The organism is Streptomyces sp. NPDC008086 (assembly GCF_042957325.1).
Lineage (GTDB): Bacteria > Actinomycetota > Actinomycetes > Streptomycetales > Streptomycetaceae > Streptomyces.
Map to the genome: position 1 here is coordinate 1 of NZ_JBIBIA010000002.1, position 19796 is coordinate 19796.

16 protein-coding genes are annotated in these 19796 nt (G+C 71.3%); 5 read left to right on the forward strand and 11 right to left on the reverse strand.

Going from position 1 to position 19796, the window contains the following annotated elements:
- The first annotated feature begins 578 nt into the window (after positions 1-578).
- On the forward strand, positions 579-1625 hold the full coding sequence (trpS, locus tag ACFZBP_RS05940) for a tryptophan--tRNA ligase (protein WP_391410422.1): 1047 nt from the start codon (positions 579-581) through the stop codon (positions 1623-1625).
- A 42-nt stretch (positions 1626-1667) separates the two neighbouring features.
- On the opposite strand, the gene proC is transcribed toward trpS, so the two are convergent.
- From proC to ACFZBP_RS05970, 6 genes are all read right to left on the reverse strand, one after another.
- Positions 1668-2483, reverse strand: a complete 816-nt coding sequence (gene proC / locus ACFZBP_RS05945) for a pyrroline-5-carboxylate reductase (RefSeq protein WP_383452034.1) — start codon at positions 2481-2483, stop codon at positions 1668-1670.
- A gap of 107 nt (positions 2484-2590) precedes the next feature.
- A complete protein-coding gene (locus ACFZBP_RS05950; RefSeq protein WP_391410425.1) occupies positions 2591-3382 on the reverse strand; it encodes an ABC transporter permease in 792 nt (263 codons plus the stop codon).
- Positions 3379-4179, reverse strand: a complete 801-nt coding sequence (locus ACFZBP_RS05955) for an ATP-binding cassette domain-containing protein (protein ID WP_391410427.1) — start codon at positions 4177-4179, stop codon at positions 3379-3381. Before ACFZBP_RS05955 ends, ACFZBP_RS05950 begins: the two co-directional genes overlap by 4 nt.
- A gap of 171 nt (positions 4180-4350) precedes the next feature.
- Entirely contained in the window at positions 4351-5121 is a 771-nt protein-coding gene (locus tag ACFZBP_RS05960; RefSeq protein ID WP_391410429.1) for a methyltransferase domain-containing protein, read from the reverse strand.
- Between the two features lie 302 nt (positions 5122-5423).
- A complete protein-coding gene (locus tag ACFZBP_RS05965) occupies positions 5424-5927 on the reverse strand; it encodes an EamA/RhaT family transporter (RefSeq protein ID WP_391410431.1) in 504 nt (167 codons plus the stop codon).
- Between the two features lie 56 nt (positions 5928-5983).
- Positions 5984-6388 (reverse strand): SH3 domain-containing protein, encoded by a 405-nt coding sequence (locus ACFZBP_RS05970; protein WP_391410433.1) that lies wholly within the window; start codon positions 6386-6388, stop codon positions 5984-5986.
- 182 nt (positions 6389-6570) lie between these two features.
- Between ACFZBP_RS05970 and ACFZBP_RS05975 the strand changes: the two genes are divergently transcribed.
- The gene (locus ACFZBP_RS05975) at positions 6571-8754 is read left to right on the forward strand and encodes a PQQ-binding-like beta-propeller repeat protein (RefSeq protein WP_391410435.1); all 2184 of its coding nucleotides are present in this window, start codon (positions 6571-6573) and stop codon (positions 8752-8754) included.
- An 84-nt stretch (positions 8755-8838) separates the two neighbouring features.
- Here the strand turns inward: ACFZBP_RS05975 and ilvD are convergent, their stop codons facing one another.
- The 4 genes from ilvD to ACFZBP_RS05995 form a co-directional block, all read right to left on the reverse strand.
- Positions 8839-10692 (reverse strand): dihydroxy-acid dehydratase, encoded by a 1854-nt coding sequence (ilvD, locus tag ACFZBP_RS05980; protein ID WP_383452023.1) that lies wholly within the window; start codon positions 10690-10692, stop codon positions 8839-8841.
- A 246-nt stretch (positions 10693-10938) separates the two neighbouring features.
- Positions 10939-11565, reverse strand: coding sequence for a TetR family transcriptional regulator (locus ACFZBP_RS05985; protein ID WP_383452021.1), 627 nt, complete (start codon positions 11563-11565; stop codon positions 10939-10941).
- The gene (locus ACFZBP_RS05990; protein ID WP_383452020.1) at positions 11562-12386 is read right to left on the reverse strand and encodes a sugar phosphate isomerase/epimerase family protein; all 825 of its coding nucleotides are present in this window, start codon (positions 12384-12386) and stop codon (positions 11562-11564) included. The genes ACFZBP_RS05985 and ACFZBP_RS05990 overlap by 4 nt, the downstream gene beginning before the upstream one ends.
- Before the next feature lie 695 nt (positions 12387-13081).
- Positions 13082-14014 (reverse strand): Ppx/GppA family phosphatase, encoded by a 933-nt coding sequence (locus ACFZBP_RS05995; protein WP_391410438.1) that lies wholly within the window; start codon positions 14012-14014, stop codon positions 13082-13084.
- A gap of 83 nt (positions 14015-14097) precedes the next feature.
- Between ACFZBP_RS05995 and ACFZBP_RS06000 the strand changes: the two genes are divergently transcribed.
- On the forward strand, positions 14098-14958 hold the full coding sequence (locus ACFZBP_RS06000; RefSeq protein ID WP_383452017.1) for a hypothetical protein: 861 nt from the start codon (positions 14098-14100) through the stop codon (positions 14956-14958).
- 173 nt (positions 14959-15131) lie between these two features.
- On the opposite strand, the gene ACFZBP_RS06005 is transcribed toward ACFZBP_RS06000, so the two are convergent.
- Entirely contained in the window at positions 15132-16937 is a 1806-nt protein-coding gene (locus ACFZBP_RS06005) for a hypothetical protein (RefSeq protein ID WP_391410440.1), read from the reverse strand.
- 227 nt (positions 16938-17164) lie between these two features.
- Here ACFZBP_RS06005 and radA point away from each other — a divergent pair, with 227 nt between their 5' ends.
- Positions 17165-18574, forward strand: coding sequence for a DNA repair protein RadA (gene radA / locus ACFZBP_RS06010; RefSeq protein WP_383452013.1), 1410 nt, complete (start codon positions 17165-17167; stop codon positions 18572-18574).
- An 81-nt stretch (positions 18575-18655) separates the two neighbouring features.
- Positions 18656-19780 carry a DNA integrity scanning diadenylate cyclase DisA gene (gene disA, locus ACFZBP_RS06015; RefSeq protein WP_383452011.1) on the forward strand — a complete coding sequence of 375 codons (1125 nt, stop codon included), beginning with the start codon at positions 18656-18658 and terminating at the stop codon, positions 19778-19780.
- Positions 19781-19796: the final 16 nt, after the last annotated feature.

Here is a 19796-nt window from a genome sequence, read left to right on the forward strand (position 1 = left end):
CTTTTCCGATCCGATTTCCTCGGTGCTTTCCAGGTTCCCGCTTCCGCGTTTCCCTTTCCGGCGATTCCGACTCTATCAGATCCTTTCGGGCCTGACCCCCAGTCAGCGGGGCTTGTCTTCGCGGCCGTTGGGCCGTTCCGACGAGTGAGACTTTAGCGGATTCCCTGCTCCCGAGCTAATCGGGAGCGGCGTTCTATCGAACGCAGATTCCTCATTCCTTAAATACGCATGCCAATGAAACGACGGCAGACAGATCGACTGTCGTCGAATGATGGTTGGTACTTGCGGAGTGGCTGTCCGGGGACCGACCGGAGTCGGCGCTCACGTCGGACAACTCGGAGAACACTACGGACCGGGTCTGGGCGTGTCAACTTCACGCCGGACGGCACCCTCGGGGCGTACTCTGGGACGCATGACGACGCGTACGTGCACCCAGCTGTGGTGGGCCGCCTGACGGCGGCCGTAGTCACGTATGCACTCAACGGCCGCCGCTTCGGCGGCCGTTCTCGTTTCTCCCTCCAGAGGTTCTGAGGGCCGGCCGGCCGAGGTCGGCGGTCTCGACCAGGAGGTGGAGTGAGATGAAGCGGGTTTTCAGTGGGGTCAAGCCGACCGGGCATCTGACGCTGGGGAACTACCTGGGGGCCATGCGGCGGTGGGCGACCGTCGATCAGCACCAGGCCGACGCGCTGTTCTGCATCGTCGATCTGCACGCGCTGACCGTGGACCACGATCCGGCGCGGGTGCGCAGGCTCAGTCGGCAGGCGGCGACCTTGTTGCTTGCGTCGGGGCTGAATCCGGAGCTGTGCACCGTGTTCGTACAGAGTCATGTGGATGAGCACGCGCGGCTGTCGTATGTGCTGGAGTGCGTGGCCACGGACGGTGAGATGCGGCGGATGATCCAGTACAAGGAGAAAGCCGTGCGCGAGCGGGAGCGCGGGGGCAGTGTGCGGCTGTCGCTGCTGACGTATCCGGTGCTGATGGCGGCGGACATCCTGGCGTACGGGACCGACGAGGTGCCGGTCGGGGACGACCAGACGCAGCATGTGGAGCTCGCACGGGATCTGGCGGTGCGGTTCAACCAGCGGTACGGGCACACGTTCGTGGTGCCTCGGGCGACGGCACCGCAGGTCGCGGCTCGGGTGATGAATCTGCAGGATCCGGCTTCGAAGATGGGTAAGAGCGATGACTCCGGGCCGGGGATCGTCTATCTGCTCGATGAGCCGGACGTGGTGCGGAAGAAGGTCATGCGGGCGGTGACCGACAGTGGGCGGGAGGTCGTGTACGACCGTGCCGCGCAGCCTGGGGTGGCGAATCTGCTGGAGATCCTGGCTGCCTGTACAGGTGGGAACCCATCGGAGCTGAGCGGTGTATATGAGTCGTACGGCTCTTTGAAGTCGGCCACCGCGGAGGCCGTGGTCGAGGTTCTCAGGCCCGTGCAGGAGAGGCACAGGGAGCTGTGCGCGGATCCTGGCTATGTGGAGGGGGTGCTGCGGGATGGTGCGGAGCGAGCTCGGGCGATGGCCCGGCCGACCGTGGATGCCGCATATCGGGCGATCGGTTTGCTGCCGGCGGCAGCGGCCGGTGAGGGCGCGGCCGCGACTGCCGATATCGAGGTGACCGTCTAGGGGTGTGCCGGGGCCGCCCCTGGGCTGGGGCGGCCCTGGGCGTCACTTGGTGTTGCTGCCGGAGGCCAGTTCGCGGCTGCGGTCGCGGGCGGCTTCGAGGGCTGCGATGAGGGCTGCCCGTACGCCGTGGTTCTCGAGTTCGCGGATGGCGTTGATGGTGGTGCCGGCGGGGGACGTGACGTTCTCGCGGAGTTTGACGGGGTGTTCGCCGCTGTCGCGGAGCATCGTCGCGGCGCCGATCGCGGACTGGACGATCAGGTCGTGGGCCTTGTCGCGGGGCAGGCCGAGCAGGATGCCGGCGTCGGTCATGGCTTCGACCAGGTAGAAGAAGTACGCCGGGCCGGAGCCGGAGAGAGCGGTGCAGGCGTCCTGCTGTCCCTCGGGGACTCGGAGTGTCTTGCCCACGGCGCCGAAGATCTCCTCGGCGTGGGCGAGGTCGGCTTCGCTGGCGTGGCTGCCGGCGGAGATGACGGACATGGCCTCGTCGACGAGGGCGGGGGTGTTCGTCATGACGCGGACGACGGGGGTGCCGGCGGCGAGGCGGGACTCGAAGAAGGAGGTGGGGATGCCTGCGGCTCCGCTGATGACCAGGCGGTCGGCGGGGACGTGCGGAGCGAGTTCGTCGAGGAGGGTGCCCATGTCCTGCGGCTTGACCGTGAGGATCAGGGTGTCGGCGGTCTTGGCGGCTTCCGCGTTGGTGACCGGGGTGACTCCGTAGCGGGTGCGGAGTTCTTCGGCTCGTTCCGCGCGGCGGGCCGTGACCAGGAGGTCGGCCGGGGCCCAGCCGCCGCGGATCATTCCGCTGAGCAGGGCTTCGCCGATCTTGCCGGTGCCGAGGACTGCGACTTTCTGGGTCATGGCTGGGGTGCCCTCCGGGGGTTGCGTCGTCCGGGTTCATCCTCGCATCGGGGGCGGCTTCGGAGGGGGCGTGTCCGCTGGGCGGGACGAGCGCGCCACCGGAGCGGTCATGTCGTCCTGCGCCTCAGGGTCGCCGCGCCGAGGCCGAGGACCAGCAGGGCGCAGCCGGCCACGATCAGGGCGTCGCGGACGAAGTTGGCGGTCATGTCGGTGTGCTTGAGGACTTCGTTCATGCCGTCGACCGCGTAGGACATGGGGAGGACGTTGGAGATGGCCTCGAGGGCGGGGTGCATGTTGTCGCGGGGTGTGAAAAGGCCGCAGAGGAGGAGCTGAGGGAAGATCACGGCCGGCATGAACTGGACGGCCTGGAACTCGGAGGCGGCGAACGCCGAGACGAAGAGACCGAGCGCGGTGCCGAGCAGGGCGTCGAGCAGGGCCACGAGCAGGAGCAGCCAGGGGCTGCCGCTGACGTCCAGGCCGAGGAACCAGAGGGCGAGTCCGGTCGCCAGGGCGGACTGGATGATCGCGAGGGTGCCGAAGGCGAGGGCGTAGCCGGCGATCAGGTCGCCCTTGCCCAGGGGCATGGCGAGGAGGCGTTCGAGGGTGCCGGAGGTGCGTTCGCGCAGGGTGGCGATGGAGGTGACCAGGAACATCGTGATCAGCGGGAAGATCCCGAGGAGGGAGGCGCCGATGTTGTCGAAGGTGCGCGGGCTGCCGTCGAAGACGTAGCGCAGCAGGAACAGCATCAGGCAGGGGACGAGGAGCATCAGCGCGATGGTGCGCGGGTCGTGGCGGAGCTGGCGCAGGACGCGGGCTGCGGTGGCGGTGGTGCGGGCCGGGTTCAGGGCGCCGGTGGGTGCGGGTCGGGGCGTGGTGGTCGGGCTCGTCGTCGTGGTCATCGCGTGGTCTCCTTCGCGCGGGCGGCCGCGGTGGCCTCGTCGACCAGGTGCAGGAAGGCCGCTTCGACCGTCTCGGAGTCCGTACGGGTGCGGAGGGCGTCCGGGGTGTCGTCGGCGAGGATCCGGCCCTCGCGCATGAGGAGGAGGCGGTGGCAGCGCTCGGCCTCGTCCATGACGTGGGAGGAGATGAGGAGGGTGGCGCTGCGGGAGGCGGCGATCTCGTGGAAGAGGCTCCACAGGTCTCGGCGCAGGACCGGGTCCAGACCGACCGTGGGTTCGTCGAGGACGAGGAGTTCGGGGGTGCCGAGGAGGGCGACCGCGAGGGAGACGCGGCTGCGCTGGCCGCCGGAGAGATTGCCGGCCAGGGCGTCGGCGTGGCTGGTGAGGTCGACGTCGGCGATGGCGCGGGTGACGTTCTCGTGGCGCCGGTCGGCTGCGGCGCGGCCGGGGTCGAGGATCGCGGCGAAGTAGGCGAGGTTCTGGCGGATCGTCAGGTCGTCGTAGACGGAGGGGGCTTGGGTGACGTAGCCGATGCGGGTGCGCAGAGTGGGGTGGCCGGCGGGGCGGCCGAGGACGTCGAGGGTGCCGGTGACCTTGGCCTGGGTGCCGACGACGGCTCGCATGAGGGTCGTCTTGCCGCAGCCCGAGGGGCCGAGGAGGCCGGTGATCTGGCCGCGGGGGACGGTGAAGTCGAGGGCGCGGAGGACCTGGCGGGTGCCGCGTACGACGTTCAGGGTCTCGGCTCGGATGGCGGCGTCGTCCGGAGGGTCGGAGCGGACGGACGAGTAATTCATCATGCGATGAATAATCCTCCGGTGAGGGTGTGCCGTCAAGCGGCTGGACGGCTGCGGCTGCGGTAGGGCGGGGCATGGCTCGCCCGCCCTCGCCGAGGTGTGGCGGGGCGGGCGGGAGGGGGGAGAGGGAGGGAGAGGGGTGACGGCGAGGGTCGGTGTCGATGGTCGGGAGGGTCAGGGGGTGGTGGCTACCAGGAGGTCGACGTCGTAGGTCTCTTCGATGATTCCGTCGGGGAAGGCGGCGAGGAGGTGTCGTTTCTCCTCGGCGAGGAAGGCGGTGCTCGCCTCGGTGCCGTGGACGAGGAAGATCGAGTGGCTGCCGATGTTCGCCAGGTGCGTGTCCAGGGGGACGCGGCGGCTCCAGCGGACCTTGCGGCGGGTGAAGTCGAGGCGGCCGGTGGGGTCGGCCAGGGCGGCTCGGGCGCCGCTGCCGTTCTGTTCGACGACGGGGTGGTTGCCGAAGCGGCGTGCGATGCGCTGCGCCTGCGCGATGTGCCAGGGGATGTCGAGCGGGGTGGTGTTCCACCACAGGGCCAGTGCGCCGCCGGGGCGTAGGACGCGTAGGGCCTCCGGCGCCGAGTGGGTGGGGTCGGTCCAGTGCCAGGCCTGGGCGTAGGTGACGAAGTCGACGGAGGCGGTGGCCAGGGGGAGGGCGTTGCCGTTGCCGCGGACGATCGGTATGTCGGGGTGGTTGAGGCGGAACTGAGCCGCCATGCCGTCGCCGGGTTCCACGGCGAGTACGTCGGCGCCGCGTCCGCGCAGGAGGGCGGTGCCGATGCCGGTTCCCGCGCCGACGTCGACGACCCGCGCGCCGGTGAGGGAGCGGCCGGCGAGTTCCTCGATCGCGTCGAAGAGGGCGGGTGGGTAGGAGGGACGGTTCGCCGCGTACTGGGCTGCTGCGGCGTTGAAGGAGCGGGCGCGGTCGGTGTGGGAAGGGGCCGTCATAGGGCCATGGTGGCGCTGGTTGGTGCTGGGTGCACCGAGTTCGGGAGAGGGGGTTCGGTGGTGGCCGTGGTGTGTCTCGTGGCCGAGACAGGGAGGGGTGTGGCTCTTGCCGGTGCTAGGGGGTGTTTCGAACGTCCCGTGCGGTGCCCGCGCCCGCCGCGGCAGCGGCTGGTGTCGCAGCCGGTGCGTGCCCTCAGCGCGCCGGACGAAGACCCTCGTACTGGACGTACCTGGGCCTTTGGCCGGTGCGGCGAGGGTGCGAGCCGGGCGCCGTGGGTGCTGCGGGACGTTCGAAACATCCCCTAGCTGCGGCGGCGCTTCTTCGCGGGGTTTCCTGTGCGGCGGGTGGTGCGGCTCTCGTGTTGTTCGCGGGCCGTCTCGTATTCCTCGCGGTGGAGCTTCTCGCCGGGGGCCTCGGTGAGGGAGCGGAAGAAATAGGCGAGGAGGGAGCCGACGAAGCCGATGGCCAGCAGGCCGCGGAGGGAGGCCTGACGGTCGGGGTCGGGGCGCTTGCTGAAGCCGTCCCAGGTGTGGCGGTAGGCGAGCGCGCTGCAGACCGCGAACATCACGACCATCAGGACGGTGACGAAGCCGCCGATGTCGGACAGCTGGAGCCCTTCGTAGGCGAAGCGCAGGACCAGACAGGAGACGGCGGCGGTGGCGAGGGAGCCGACGGACACCGCGATACGGCGGGCGGCGTAGCCGTTGTCGTGGTCGAGCCAGGTCGTGCCGAAGAAGCGGATGGGCTCGGGGCGGGGGCCGGTGGAGCCCGCGGGGGTGGCCGGGGTGCCGTTCTTCTCGCTCACGCGTCGATTATGGCTCCGGCGTGACCGCGGGCTCCTCGCGGGATCCGTACGTGTTGCTACTGGGTCCGGCGATCCGGGGGCAGATCAGAGCTGATCCGAGCCGACCAGAAGGAGCAGCGCGGGCGGACGTAGCCGTCGCTGCCGGTGTGGACGTAGGCGTCCGAGACGAACTCACCGTCGTCGATGTTGTCCCAGATGTTCGAGGTGCCGTACGGACCGGTCACGTTGGTGCCCGGCGTCTGGCAGAAGATCTGGATCTGGGCGCCCTCGGGCAGGACGCGGACGACGGAGTAGTTGGTGCCGGGCCCCCGGCGGACGTTCAGGCGGACGCCCGGGGCGACCGAGTAGTAGCGCAGCGCCGAGGCGCTTGCGGTGGCCGTCATCGTCGCCACGGCCTCTTCGGCGCCGACGCCCCCGACTTCTTCGGTTCTTTCGACACCTTCGACGCGATCTGCGGACATGGCAAACCCTCCCCCGTTGATCCCCATGACTGCCATGGGGTCCCGTTGATTCCCCTAAATCACGCCACGCACACATGTGCGTGTTGGGAACACGGAGGCTAGCAAGTCGCCTCTGTCTCGTACGAGTCATCGACTAGGCTCCGTGCGTCGCGCGAGCGGACGAACAGCACGGGGGTGGTCCCATGGCGCCACAGCAGAACGCCGGAGCGGGCACGGAAGCGGAACTTCCCGAGTACGCCGGTCACTACCGCCTGGAGTCGCGCCTGGGGTCCGGCGGCATGGGCATCGTCCATCTGGCCCGGAGCACGTCGGGCATGCAGCTCGCGGTGAAGGTCGTACATGCCGAGTTCGCCAGGGATCCCGAGTTCAGGGGGCGTTTTCGGCAGGAGGTGGGGGCGGCCAGGAAGGTCAGCGGGGCCTTCACCGCGCCGGTCGTGGACGCCGATCCCGAGGACGAACGGCCCTGGATGGCCACGCTGTTCATCCCCGGCCCGACGCTCTCCGACCATGTGAAGCGGAACGGGCCGATGGAGCCCGCGCAACTGCGGCGGCTGATGGCCGGACTGGCGGAGGCGCTGCGCGACATCCACCGGGTCGGTGTCGTGCACCGGGACCTGAAGCCCAGCAATGTGCTGCTGGCCGACGACGGGCCGAAGGTCATCGACTTCGGCATCTCTCGGCCAAAGGACAGCGAACTGCGGACCGAGACCGGGAAGCTGATCGGTACGCCGCCGTTCATGGCGCCCGAGCAGTTCCGACGGCCACGCGAGGTCGGGCCCGCCGCCGATGTCTTCGCGCTCGGGTCCGTGATGGTGCACGCGGCGACGGGGCGGGGGCCGTTCGACTCCGACAGCCCCTATGTCGTGGCCTACCAGGTCGTTCATGACGAGCCGGATCTGACCGACGTACCGGCGAATCTCGCCCCGCTCATCGCGCGCTGTCTGGCGAAGGAGCCCGAGGACCGGCCCACTCCCGACGAGTTGATGCGGGAACTGCGGTCGGTGGCGGCGTCGTACGACACCCAGGCGTTCATACCGGCGCAGCGCGGCACCGAGGAGCCGGCCGACCCGGGAGTCGGACCGGGGGCGGGGTCGGAGGTCGAGTCGAGGGCCGGGGCGGAGGCCAGGCGGAAGCCGCGTGTCGAGGGGAATCCGCCTCTTGAGGAGAAGGCCGAACGGCTGTCCGGCCAGCGCCGACGCCGCCCCCGGAGCAAGCTGCTGGCGCTCGGGGCCGGAAGCGTCGCGCTCGTCGCGGTCGCCGCGCTGGTCTCCGTACGCCTGCTCGACGGTCTGGAGCCGACGCCGGAGCCCAGGAGTGCACGGACCACGTCGGCCGGGTTCAGCGGGTGGGCGACGCCTGGGCCCGAGAAGGACACGCCGTTGTGCTCCCACGGGGTGGGAAAGGTGGTGTGCGCGCAGGAGGGGCTCGTCTTCGCGCTCGACCCGCTGGACGGCCGGCTGCTGTGGCGGCATCCCGTCGCGACGTCGCGGGTGGGCGGGCCGCCGACCGTGGTGGGCGGTCTCGTCCACCCGTGGTCCGAGGAGGGCCGGCGGCTGGAGGCGCTCGATCCGGCCACGGGCGAGGTGCGTTGGCAGCGGGACGTGCCCGAGTACGGCGCTTCGGTGGCTGTCGGAGACATGCTGCTGCTCACCGGGATCGACGGCACGGTCACCGGCGTGGACGCCGGGTCGGGGGACACGAAGTGGAGCCGGCGCGTGCCGGGACTTCAGGCGCCGGACTTCGTCTCGTTCGCCGGAGACCCTCTGGCGTACGCGACGAGCACGTCCGTCGACGGTTCGGGCACGCGGGTCGTCGCGCTCGATCCGGCTACGGGTGACGTGCGTTGGGACGCCCGTCTGGAGGGGACGCTGAAGCCCGTCGGCGCGTCGGACGGCTCGGTCTGCTTCGTCTCCGTCGAGGGCGTCTACAGCGATGCGCGGGCCCTGGTCCGCTACTCCCCCGCCGACCGGACCTCGCGCCGCGTGCCGCTGCCCCTCCCGCTCTCGCGTGCGCACGGCACCGTGCGCGGGGACGTCGTCTATCTCGTGGGCGGCGACGGGAAGGTGAGCGCCGTCGACATGGAGGCGCGCAAGCAGCTCTGGAGTCTGGAGACGGCTGTGCTGCGTACGTCGTCGCCCGTCAGTGACGGCCGTCATGTGTACGTCAGTGCCCCCGACGGCCGGCTGCTCGCCGTGGACGCCGACGACGGCCGGCTCGTGGGCCAGACGCCTCCGCGGCTCGGCGCGAGCTCGGATCAGGTGGCGGCCGATCTGCCCGAGCCCGTCCTCGTCGCCGGCCGCGTCTACGCCACCGCCCCCGACGGCACCGTGTTCGCCGTCGACGCCCGGGACCCGTCGGCCTGGTGACAGCCGCAGGGGCCGCCTGAGGAGACGGGCCCCTGCGATGCGTGCGCGTGCGTCGGACGAGCCGGGCGTCAGCCCAGCCCGGCGTCAGCCCAGCTTGCTCACATCCCGGACCGCGCCCTTGTCCGCACTGGTCGCCATGGCGGCGTAGGCCCGCAGCGCCGCGGACACCTTGCGCTCGCGGCCCTTCGGGGCGTACTCCCCGTTCAACGCCTGCTCACGGCGGGCGAGTTCCGCGTCGTCGACGAGCAGCTCGATCGAGCGATTCGGGATGTCGATGCGGATCCGGTCGCCGGCCTCGACGAGGGCGATCGTGCCGCCGGACGCGGCCTCCGGGGAGGCGTGGCCGATGGACAGACCGGAGGTGCCGCCGGAGAAGCGGCCGTCGGTGATCAGGGCGCAGGTCTTGCCGAGGCCGCGGCCCTTGAGGAAGGACGTCGGGTAGAGCATCTCCTGCATGCCGGGGCCGCCCTTGGGGCCCTCGTAGCGGATGACGACGACGTCGCCGTCCGTCACCTGCTTGTTGAGGATCTTCTCGACGGCCTCTTCCTGCGACTCGCAGACGACCGCGGGACCCTCGAAGGTCCAGATGGACTCGTCGACGCCGGCCGTCTTCACGACGCACCCGTCAACGGCGAGGTTCCCCTTGAGGACCGCGAGGCCGCCGTCCTTGGAGTACGCGTGCTCGGCGCTGCGGATGCAGCCGCCCTCGGCGTCCTCGTCGAGGGCCTCCCAGCGCTCGGACTGCGAGAAGGCCTCCGCGGACCGGACGCAGCCGGGGGCGGCGTGCCACAGCTCGACGGCCTTCGGGGAGGGCGAGCCGCCGCGCACGTCCCAGGTCTTCAGCCAGTCCGCCAGGGAGGGGCTGTGCACGGCGTGCACGTCCTCGTTCAGCAGCCCGGCGCGGTGCAGCTCGCCCAGCAGGGCGGGGATGCCGCCGGCACGGTGCACGTCCTCCATGTAGTACGTGCGGTCCTTGGCGACGTTCGGGGCGACCTTGGCCAGGCAGGGGACCCGGCGGGAGACCGCGTCGATCTCGTTCAGGCCGAAGGGGACGCCCGCCTCCTGGGCCGCGGCCAGCAGGTGCAGGATCGTGTTGGTGGAGCCGCCCATGGCGATGTCGAGGGCCATGGCGTTCTCGAACGCCGCGAAGGTGGCGACGTTGCGCGGCAGGACGGTGTCGTCGTCCTGCTCGTAGTAGCGGCGGGTGATGTCCATGACCGTGCGGGCGGCGTCCTCGTACAGGGCCTTGCGGGCCGTGTGCGTGGCGAGGACCGAGCCGTTGCCGGGCAGGGAGAGGCCGATGGCCTCGGTCAGGCAGTTCATCGAGTTGGCGGTGAACATGCCGGAACAGGAGCCGCAGGTCGGACAGGCGTTCTCCTCGATACGGAGGATGTCCTCGTCCGAGATCTTGTCGTTCACGGCGTCGGAGATCGCGTCGACCAGGTCGAGGGTGCGGACCGTGCCGTCGACCAGCGTGGCGCGGCCGGACTCCATGGGGCCGCCGGAGACGAAGACGGTCGGGATGTTGAGCCGCAGAGCGGCGTTCAGCATGCCCGGGGTGATCTTGTCGCAGTTGGAGATGCAGATCAGGGCGTCGGCGCAGTGGGCCTCGACCATGTACTCCACGCTGTCCGCGATGAGGTCGCGGGACGGCAGGGAGTACAGCATGCCGCCGTGCCCCATGGCGATGCCGTCGTCGACGGCGATGGTGTTGAACTCGCGCGGGATGCCGCCGGCCTCCCTGATCGCCTCGCTGACGATCCGCCCGACGGGCTGGAGGTGGGTGTGGCCGGGCACGAACTCGGTGAACGAGTTCGCCACCGCGATGATCGGCTTCCGGCCGATGTCCGCGCCGGGTACACCGGAGGCGCGCATAAGGGCGCGGGCGCCCGCCATGTTGCGGCCGTGGGTGACTGTGCGGGACCTCAGCTCGGGCATCGTCGCTCGCTCCTTCAGGGACTGTCTGGGACTTCACAGACTGCGATCAGAGACTTCTGACTGCTAACGAGCGTACGCCGGTCATCCAGAGGGCGGGACGAGGTGTCCGGAATGCGGGACGAATGTCTCGCGGAACAGCCACAGAGGGTCGCCCCACGGGCGGAAGCCCCGGTCACCGGCCGCCGCGCGGTCGACCGACGCGCGAAGGGCCCGGCCACCTGCCGCCGCGACAACCCGTCCGCGGCGTCACCGCCCGGTGAGATGCCCCTGCACCACCGGCGCCACCCGTCCGATGATCTGCTCCACGTCCGCCGAGGCGATCGGCTCGATCTTGATGACGTACCGCATCATCGCCACGCCCACCAGCTGCGCGGCCGCCAGCTCTGCGCGCAGCTCGGCGTCCGGGGCGTCGATCTCACCGGCGATACGGCGCAGCAGCTGGGCGGAGACGAGCCGCCGGAAGACGGCGGCCGCGGCGTCGTTGTTGACGGCGGACCGCACGATCGCGAGCAGCGGCTTACGGGTGACGGGGTTCTCCCAGAGCCCGAAGATGACGCGGGTCATACGCTCCCCGACATCGTCGAGGGGTCCTTCCAGCACCACGTCCCGCACCTTCAGGGCGGGCGCGAAGGCGACCTCCACGGACGCCTCGAAGACCTGTTCCTTGGTGCCGAAGTAGTGGTGCACGAGCGCCGAGTCGACCCCGGCCGCCTTGGCGATCCCACGCACCGACGTCTTCTCGTAGCCCCGTTCGGAGAACTCCTCGCGGGCGGCGGCCAGGATGCGGTCGCGGGTGTCGGCGGATTCCGTACGCGGGGGTCGGCCGCGGCGGCGGGAGCTCACCCCGCCCGGTCCCGAGGCGGTGTCAGTCACGGCCGGGGCACCTTCACCGCGGAGGCCAGATGCAGCCGCGTGAAGGCGAGGGCCTCGGCGAGGTCGGCCTCGCGTTCGGCGCTGGACATCGCGCGGCGGGTGTTGACCTCGATGACGACGTGCCCGTCGAACCCGGTCAAGGCGAGCCGCTCCAGCACCTCGGCGCAGGGCTGGGTGCCGCGGCCGGGGACGAGGTGCTCGTCCTTGGCCGACCCCCTGCCGTCGGCGAGGTGGACGTGTCCGAGCCGGTCGCCCATGCGGTCGACCATCTGGAGGGCGTCGCTGCGGGCGGTCGCGGTGTGGCTGAGGTCGATCGTGAAGTGACGGTAGTCGTCGTTGGTGACGTCCCAGTCGGGGGCGTACGCGAGCATCTCGCGGTCGCGGTAGCGCCAGGGGTACATGTTCTCTACGGCGAACCGCACATCCGTTTCGTTCGCCATCCGCCAGATTCCCTCGACGAAGTCGCGGGCGTACTGGCGCTGCCAGCGGAACGGGGGGTGCACGACGACCGTGCCGGCGCCGAGCTTCTCGGCGGCCGCCTGGGCGCGCTGGAGCTTGGTCCAGGGGTCGGTGGACCATACGCGCTGGGTGATCAGCAGGCATGGGGCGTGGACGGCGAGGACAGGGATGCGGTGGTAGTCGCTGAGCCTCCGCAGGGCCTCCATGTCCTGGCTGACCGGATCGGTCCAGACCATGACCTCGACGCCGTCGTAGCCGAGGCGCGCCGCGATCTCGAAGGCCGTCGCCGTCGACTCCGGATAGACGGAGGCCGTCGACAGGGCGACCTTCGCATCCGGGATGCGCACCACTGGTTCTGCCACGGGGACAGCGTACGGGGCGGGGGTGGGGGCGGGGGAACCGATGGGTTTGTGGGTGGGGGGAGGGGGTGTAATCGGCCAGGGGTGCGAACTGGGGTTATGTCGGGGTTGGGGTGGGGCGGTGCGATCGGTTGTGTGGCAGGCCTCACGCGCCCCCACTTTCCTCGCCCCCGCCGCCCCTACCCGTCCCATCCCCAGGGGCTGCGCCCCTTCGACCCCCATGGGGCTGCCGCCCCAGACCCCGCCATCGGCCCTCCGGGCCTCGTCCTCAAACGCCGGACGGGCTGAAAATGCCCGTGCGGGTGGGTGGGGGCTCGGGACGGCAAGTACTCGTCCTCGAACGCCGGACGGGCAGGGGGTGCCTGCGCGGGTGGAGGCGGGGTGTCTTCGGGTGGGCGAGGTTGAGGGCGGAGTCCCCTCGGGTGCGTCGTGGACGCGGACGTGGTTCCGGGCAGGGGCCGCAGGCCCGGCAGGTCCCTGGCTGGCGTACCCCCACCGAGGCCGCGGTCGCCCACGGCGGCAAGGGGACGTGTCGGGGGGTGTCCGCCCGCAGAGTCCGGTGTCAAGACACGGCACCTCTCGCGCAAGTCCGGCCACCGGACCGAGGACGGACACCCCCCGGCACGGCCCCGACCCAGCCACCCCACCGAACCGCGCTACACGCACCCCCACCGGACACCAACAGGCCGCCGCAGGCGTCAGTCCACCGACAAGTGGTCCAGCTTCCGCAGGATCACGCCCTCCCGCAGCGCCCAGGGACAGACCTCCAGCGTCTCCACCCCGAACAGATCCATGGCCCCCTCGGCGACCAGCGCCCCCGCCAGCAGCTGCCCCGCCCGGCCCTCCGAGACCCCGGAGAGTTCCGCGCGCTGGGCCACCGTCATGCCGGCGAGGCGGGGGACCCAGGCCTCCAGGGACTCCCGCTTCAGTTCGCGCTGGGTGTACAGGCCCTCCGCGGAGCGGGCGGCGCCGGCGATGCGGGCCAGTTGTTTGAAGGTCTTGGACGTCGCGACGACATGGTCCGGCGCACCGAAGCGGCTGAACTCGCCGACCGTACGAGCGATCTGCGCCCGCACATGCCGCCGCAGCCCACGTATGTCCTCGGCCTCCGGCGGATCCCCCGGCAGCCATCCCGCCGTCAGCCGCCCCGCCCCGAGCGGCAGCGACACCGCCGCGTCCGGCTCCTCGTCGATGCCGTAGGCGATCTCCAGCGACCCGCCCCCGATGTCCAGCACGAGCAGCTTCCCGGCCGACCACCCGAACCACCGCCGCGCGGCGAGGAAGGTCAGCCGAGCCTCCTCGGACCCGGAGAGAACCTGCAGCTCAACACCGGTTTCAGCCTTCACGCGCGCGAGCACGTCATCGGCGTTGCTGGCCTCCCGCACCGCGGACGTGGCGAACGGCAGCACTTCCTCGACGCCCTTGTCCTCGGCCGCCTGCAGCGCCTCGTGGACGACGCCGATCAGCTTGTCGACCCCCTCGGGACCGATGGCTCCGCTGTCGTCGAGGAGTTGGGCGAGGCGCAGCTCCACCTTGTGCGAGTGCGCGGGCAACGGGCGCGCGCCCGGGTGCGCATCCACCACCAGCAGATGCACCGTGTTCGATCCCACGTCGAGGACACCGAGTCTCATGTACGGAACGCTACTGCCACCGGCCGTTCCCCCGACCGTCAAGGTCCTCGAAGCCGCAGGTACGGACGCCGTACCCTGGACCCGTGCCAAAGACGAAAAAGGCGAAGACCGACAAGACGGCCAAACCAGCCAAGGGTTCTTCGCAGGCGAAGGCGGCCACGAAGTCGAAGAAGCCCAAGAAGGACTCCCCGGAACCGGACGAGAAGGGCCTCGACTTCGCACGCGCATGGGTGGAGTTCCCTGATCCGGCGGACGACGAGCAGGTCTTCCGCTGCGATCTGACATGGCTGACCTCCCGTTGGAACTGCATCTTCGGCAGCGGCTGCCAGGGCATCCAGGCGGGCCGCGCGGACGACGGCTGCTGCACGCTGGGCGCGCACTTCTCCGACGAGGACGACGAGAAGCGGGTCGCGGAGCATGTGGCGAGGCTCACGCCGGAGATCTGGCAGCACCATGACGAGGGCATGGAGCACGGCTGGATCTCGGAGGACGAGGACGGCGACCGCCAGACCCGCCCCTTCAACGGCTCGTGCATCTTCCAGAACCGGCCCGGCTTCGCCGGCGGCGCGGGCTGCTCGCTGCACATCCTCGCCCTGAAGGAGGGCCGCGAGCCGCTGGAGACCAAGCCGGACGTCTGCTGGCAGCTGCCGGTCCGCCGGACGTACGACTGGATCGACCGGCCGGACGACACCCGGGTGCTCCAGGTGTCGATCGGTGAGTACGACCGCCGCGGCTGGGGCCCGGGCGGCCACGACCTGCACTGGTGGTGCACGTCGGCGACCTCGGCGCACGGCGCGGGCGATCCGGTGTACGTGTCCTACCGGCCGGAGCTGACGGAGCTGATGGGCAAGGCGGGATACGACCGCCTGGTCGAGCTGTGCGAACAGCGGCTGGCCTCGCAGCTGCCGATGGTGGCCCCGCACCCGGCTGATCCCGTCGACTAAAGGCTGTTGCACAACGCGAAACGATCTTCCAAAGGAGTCTTCGAAGACGCTGTCAGGACGGTGGAAATCGACCCACAACTGGGCAGTTGACCTTGCCCCGAGTGGCCGGATCCCGTCGTGATCGCCGTTGTGCAACACCCCCTAGCCACCCCGGCCACCGGGCGACCTGCCCCCTACGACCCCGACGGGCTCGGGTCGCCGCTCCCGCTGGGCGGCGGCGTCGAGTCCCCCGGCTGGGGCGGACCCGAGGGATCCGACGGGCCGGTCGGATCGGACGGTGAAGGGTCGTCGTCCGTGGGCGACGGGTCGGGGTCGGGAGACGACGGCGGCGGGTCGCTCGGCGTCCCGGGGTCGGTCGGGGCCGGTGTCGTCGGGTCGGGTCCGGAGGACGAGGGCGGCGGCTCGCCGGGCGTACCGGGACCGGTCGGATCCGTGGGGTACGGGTCCGGGCCGGGTCCGTGGCCCGGGTCGGAGGGGCTCGGGGCGGTGCCGTAGCCCTCGATGGAGACGAGGGCGCCGGCCGGTGAGATCGCCACGCGCGCGCTCCAGTGCCCGGACGGCTCGCGCAGATGGTCGACATACACCTTGATCGTCAACGACTCGCCGGGCGCCAGCGTTCCCGCCGACCGGCTCAGATAGAGCCAGTGCGCGCCGGTGCTCGCGGACCAGCGCACCGGCGCACGCCCCGTCGCCGTGAGGGTGACGAACGTCGTGTCACCGCTGTGACCGGCCGAGACCTCCAGCTGCCCGGCCCCCGCCCCGTGCGCGCCGCTGACGCTGACGACCTCCACGGAGACGTCCGGTGTGCCGCGCTCGCCGAGCCGGTCGCCCCGCCTGGCGCTCGCGTTCCCGGCGTTCTCGTAGCCGTCCCCCGCCGCGTCGCCGTCGAGGGCGCCCGGGCCGTGGGCCTCGCTCGCGCTGGCCGAGTGGCCGTCGACGCCCTCGCCGGTCGCGGTGCCCCGGTAGGCGGCCCACAGGGCGATGACCGGGGCGGCGACGACGGTGGCGACGACGGTCGTGGTGACGGCACGCGCGCGCAGCCGGTCCCTGCGGGCGGCGCGGTCCTTGGGGTCCATCGGGAAGCCGCGCCGGTCGAAGCGCGGTACGGCCACGCCACGCGCGCGTGGAGCGTGCGCGAGGGCCATGTGGAGGGCCGCGCGGGGGGCCTGTAGAACGGGCAGTTCGGCGGGGGTGACGGCGGCGCCGGGCCACCGGCCGGGTACGGCGCGCTCGGCGGTGCGGCGGCAGCGCGGGCAGTCGTCGACGTGCCGGACGAGCTCGCGGCGCAGGGCGCTGCCGAGGACGACCTGGTTGTCGCCGGTGAGGCGGGCGACGCTCGGACAGGCGCCGGTCTCGACGACGGCGAGGGCCGCGCGCGTGCGCTCGACCTCGCAAGCGGCGGAGGCGAGCAGCTCTCGGGCGGCGGCGAGGTCGAGGCCGAGGACGGCGGCGACCTCGTGGGTGGCCAGGTGGTGGCGTACGGCGAGTTCCAGGGCCTCGCGCTGCTCCGGGGTGGTCCCGGCGGCCTCGGGCCAGGCCAGCAGGGCGAGTTCGCGGCGCCGCTGCTCCTGGACCTCCTCGGAGACACCCGGCCGGGCGGACCGCGCCCCCGTCTGCCGATGGGCGCCGGGGCGGCCCGCCGCATGGCTGCCCTGACGTTTCTGCTTGGCCTCGGCCAGCTTGCGCAGACACGCCCAGCGGGCCAGCGCGTACAGCCAGGGCCTGCGGTCCGCCGCGGTCTCCGGCACCCGCTGTCCGCGCCGCTCGGCGAGCGCGAGGACGTCGCCCAGGGCGGCGGTCGCGGTGTCGTGGTCGCACAGCACGGACAGGCAGTAGGTGAACAGCCCGTCCAGATACGGCTCGTAGCGCGCGGGCGGCCGCTGCGCCAAGGTGCGCGCCGCCGCACGATCACGCGCCTCCCGATGCGCCCGATGCGCGCCGGCGGTGCGGGTCGAGGTCTCCGGACTGCTGCTGGTCATTCGTGGACCGTAGGCGGCCCGGCGTGGCGCCTTCTGCCCGCTTGAGCAGTTTTAATCCGTACGGGTGAAACGATCCCTCAATGGGGTACGGGAACCCGGCATTCCATGGCTTGTGCATGACGAACGGCCCCCGCGGAAGCCCACTGACCGCCCCCCGCACCGGGCCGGAGAGACGCCGTGTGCGCGGCCGTACGGCGTTGTCAGTGGGCTCGGCTACGGTTCTTCGCATGGCTGCCCGTACCAAGACCACGAAGGACCGCCCGTCCTACCGCTGCACGGAGTGCGGCTGGCAGACGGCCAAGTGGCTCGGCCGCTGCCCCGAGTGCCAGGCCTGGGGGACGGTCGAGGAGTACGGCGCGCCCGCGGTCCGTACGACGACACCGGGCCGGGTGACGAACTCCGCGCTGCCGATCGGGCAGGTCGACGGGCGGCAGGCCACCGCGCGGCCCACCGGCGTGCCCGAGCTGGACCGGGTGCTGGGCGGCGGCCTGGTGCCCGGCGCCGTGGTCCTCCTCGCGGGCGAGCCCGGCGTCGGCAAGTCCACGCTGCTGCTGGACGTGGCGGCCAAGTCGGCGAGCGACGAGCACCGCACCCTCTATGTCACCGGTGAGGAGTCGGCGAGCCAGGTCCGGCTGCGCGCCGACCGCATCGGCGCCCTCGACGACCACCTCTATCTCGCCGCTGAGACCGATCTGGCGGCCGTCCTCGGCCACTTGGACGCGGTGAAGCCGTCGCTGCTCATCCTCGACTCCGTACAGACCGTGGCCTCCCCCGAGATCGATGGCGCCCCCGGCGGCATGGCACAGGTCCGCGAAGTCGCCGGTGCCCTGATCCGGGCGTCGAAGGAGCGCGGCATGTCCACACTCCTTGTGGGACACGTCACGAAGGACGGCGCCATCGCCGGCCCCCGGCTCCTGGAGCACCTCGTCGACGTGGTGCTCAGCTTCGAGGGCGACCGGCACGCCCGCCTGCGGCTCGTCCGGGGCGTGAAGAACCGCTACGGCGCGACGGACGAGGTCGGCTGCTTCGAACTGCACGACGAGGGCATCACGGGCCTGGCCGACCCAAGCGGACTTTTCCTGACCCGTCGTGACGAACCGGTCCCCGGCACCTGCCTGACGGTCACCCTGGAGGGCCGCCGCCCTCTGGTCGCCGAAGTGCAGGCGCTCACCGTCGACTCGCAGATCCCCTCGCCGCGCCGCACGACGTCCGGCCTGGAGACCTCACGCGTCTCGATGATGCTGGCCGTGCTCGAACAGCGCGGCCGGATCAGCGCGCTCGGCAAGCGCGACATCTACTCCGCGACGGTCGGCGGCGTGAAGCTCTCGGAGCCCGCCGCGGACCTCGCCGTCGCCCTCGCGCTGGCCTCCGCCGCGAGTGACACACCTCTCCCCAAGAACCTCGTCGCGATCGGCGAGGTCGGCCTCGCGGGCGAGGTCAGACGGGTCACGGGCGTGCAGCGCAGACTGGCCGAAGCGCACCGTCTGGGCTTCACCCACGCCCTGGTCCCGGGCGACCCGGGCAAGATCCCCGCGGGCATGAAGGTGCTGGAAGTGGCGGACATAGGGGACGCGCTCCGGGTCCTTCCGCGGTCGCGTCGGCGAGAGGCCCCACGGGACGAGGAGGACCGCCGGTAGACTTTGCCCTGGTCTCGCCCGTCCGTACGAACCAAGTGTGCGAAACGGGAGCGCCCCAGAACCTGCGACCGGAGGAGTGCAGTGGCAGCCAACGACCGGGCAGCAGCTCCCGGAAAGTCCGGTGGGAGCTCCGGTGCCGATGGCCTGATGCGCGCCTCACTGAGCGCCGTGGCACCCGGCACGGCCCTGCGCGACGGCTTGGAGCGGATCCTCCGGGGCAACACCGGCGGACTCATCGTCCTCGGCTCCGACAAGACCGTCGAGGCGATGTGTACGGGCGGTTTCGTCCTGGATGTCGAGTTCACGGCGACGCGGCTGCGGGAGCTGTGCAAGCTCGACGGCGGCATCGTGCTGTCGTCGGACCTGTCGAAGATCCTTCGCGCCGGCGTCCAGCTGGTCCCGGACCCGACGATCCCCACCGAGGAGACCGGCACCCGGCACCGCACGGCGGACCGGGTCAGCAAGCAGGTCGGCTTCCCCGTGGTGTCCGTCTCCCAGTCGATGCGGCTCATCGCGCTCTACGTCGACGGCAACCGCCGCGTCCTGGAGGACTCGGCGGCGATCCTCTCCCGCGCCAACCAGGCCCTGGCGACCCTGGAGCGCTACAAGCTCCGCCTCGACGAGGTCGCGGGCACGCTGTCGGCGCTGGAGATCGAGGACCTGGTGACGGTCCGCGACGTCTCGGCGGTGGCCCAGCGCCTGGAGATGGTCCGGCGCATCGCGACCGAGATCGCCGAGTACGTGGTGGAGCTGGGCACCGACGGCCGCCTCCTGGCGCTTCAGCTGGACGAGTTGATCGCGGGCGTGGAACCCGAGCGCGAGCTCGTGGTGCGTGACTACGTCCCCGAGCCCACCGCCAAGCGCTCCCGCACGGTCGACGAGGCGCTGTACGAGCTGGACGCCCTCACGCACGCGGAGCTTCTTGAACTCCCCACGGTGGCACGGGCGTTGGGCTACACCGGCTCCCCGGAGGCGCTGGACTCGGCGGTCTCCCCGCGCGGCTTCCGTCTGCTGGCCAAGGTGCCGAGGCTGCCAGGCGCGATCATCGACCGTCTGGTGGAGCACTTCGGCGGCCTGCAGAAGCTGCTCGCCGCCAGCGTGGACGACCTCCAGACGGTGGACGGCGTCGGCGAGGCGCGGGCGCGCAGCGTGCGGGAGGGGCTGTCGCGGCTGGCGGAGAGCTCGATTCTGGAACGGTATGTCTGAAACGTCTGAACGGTAC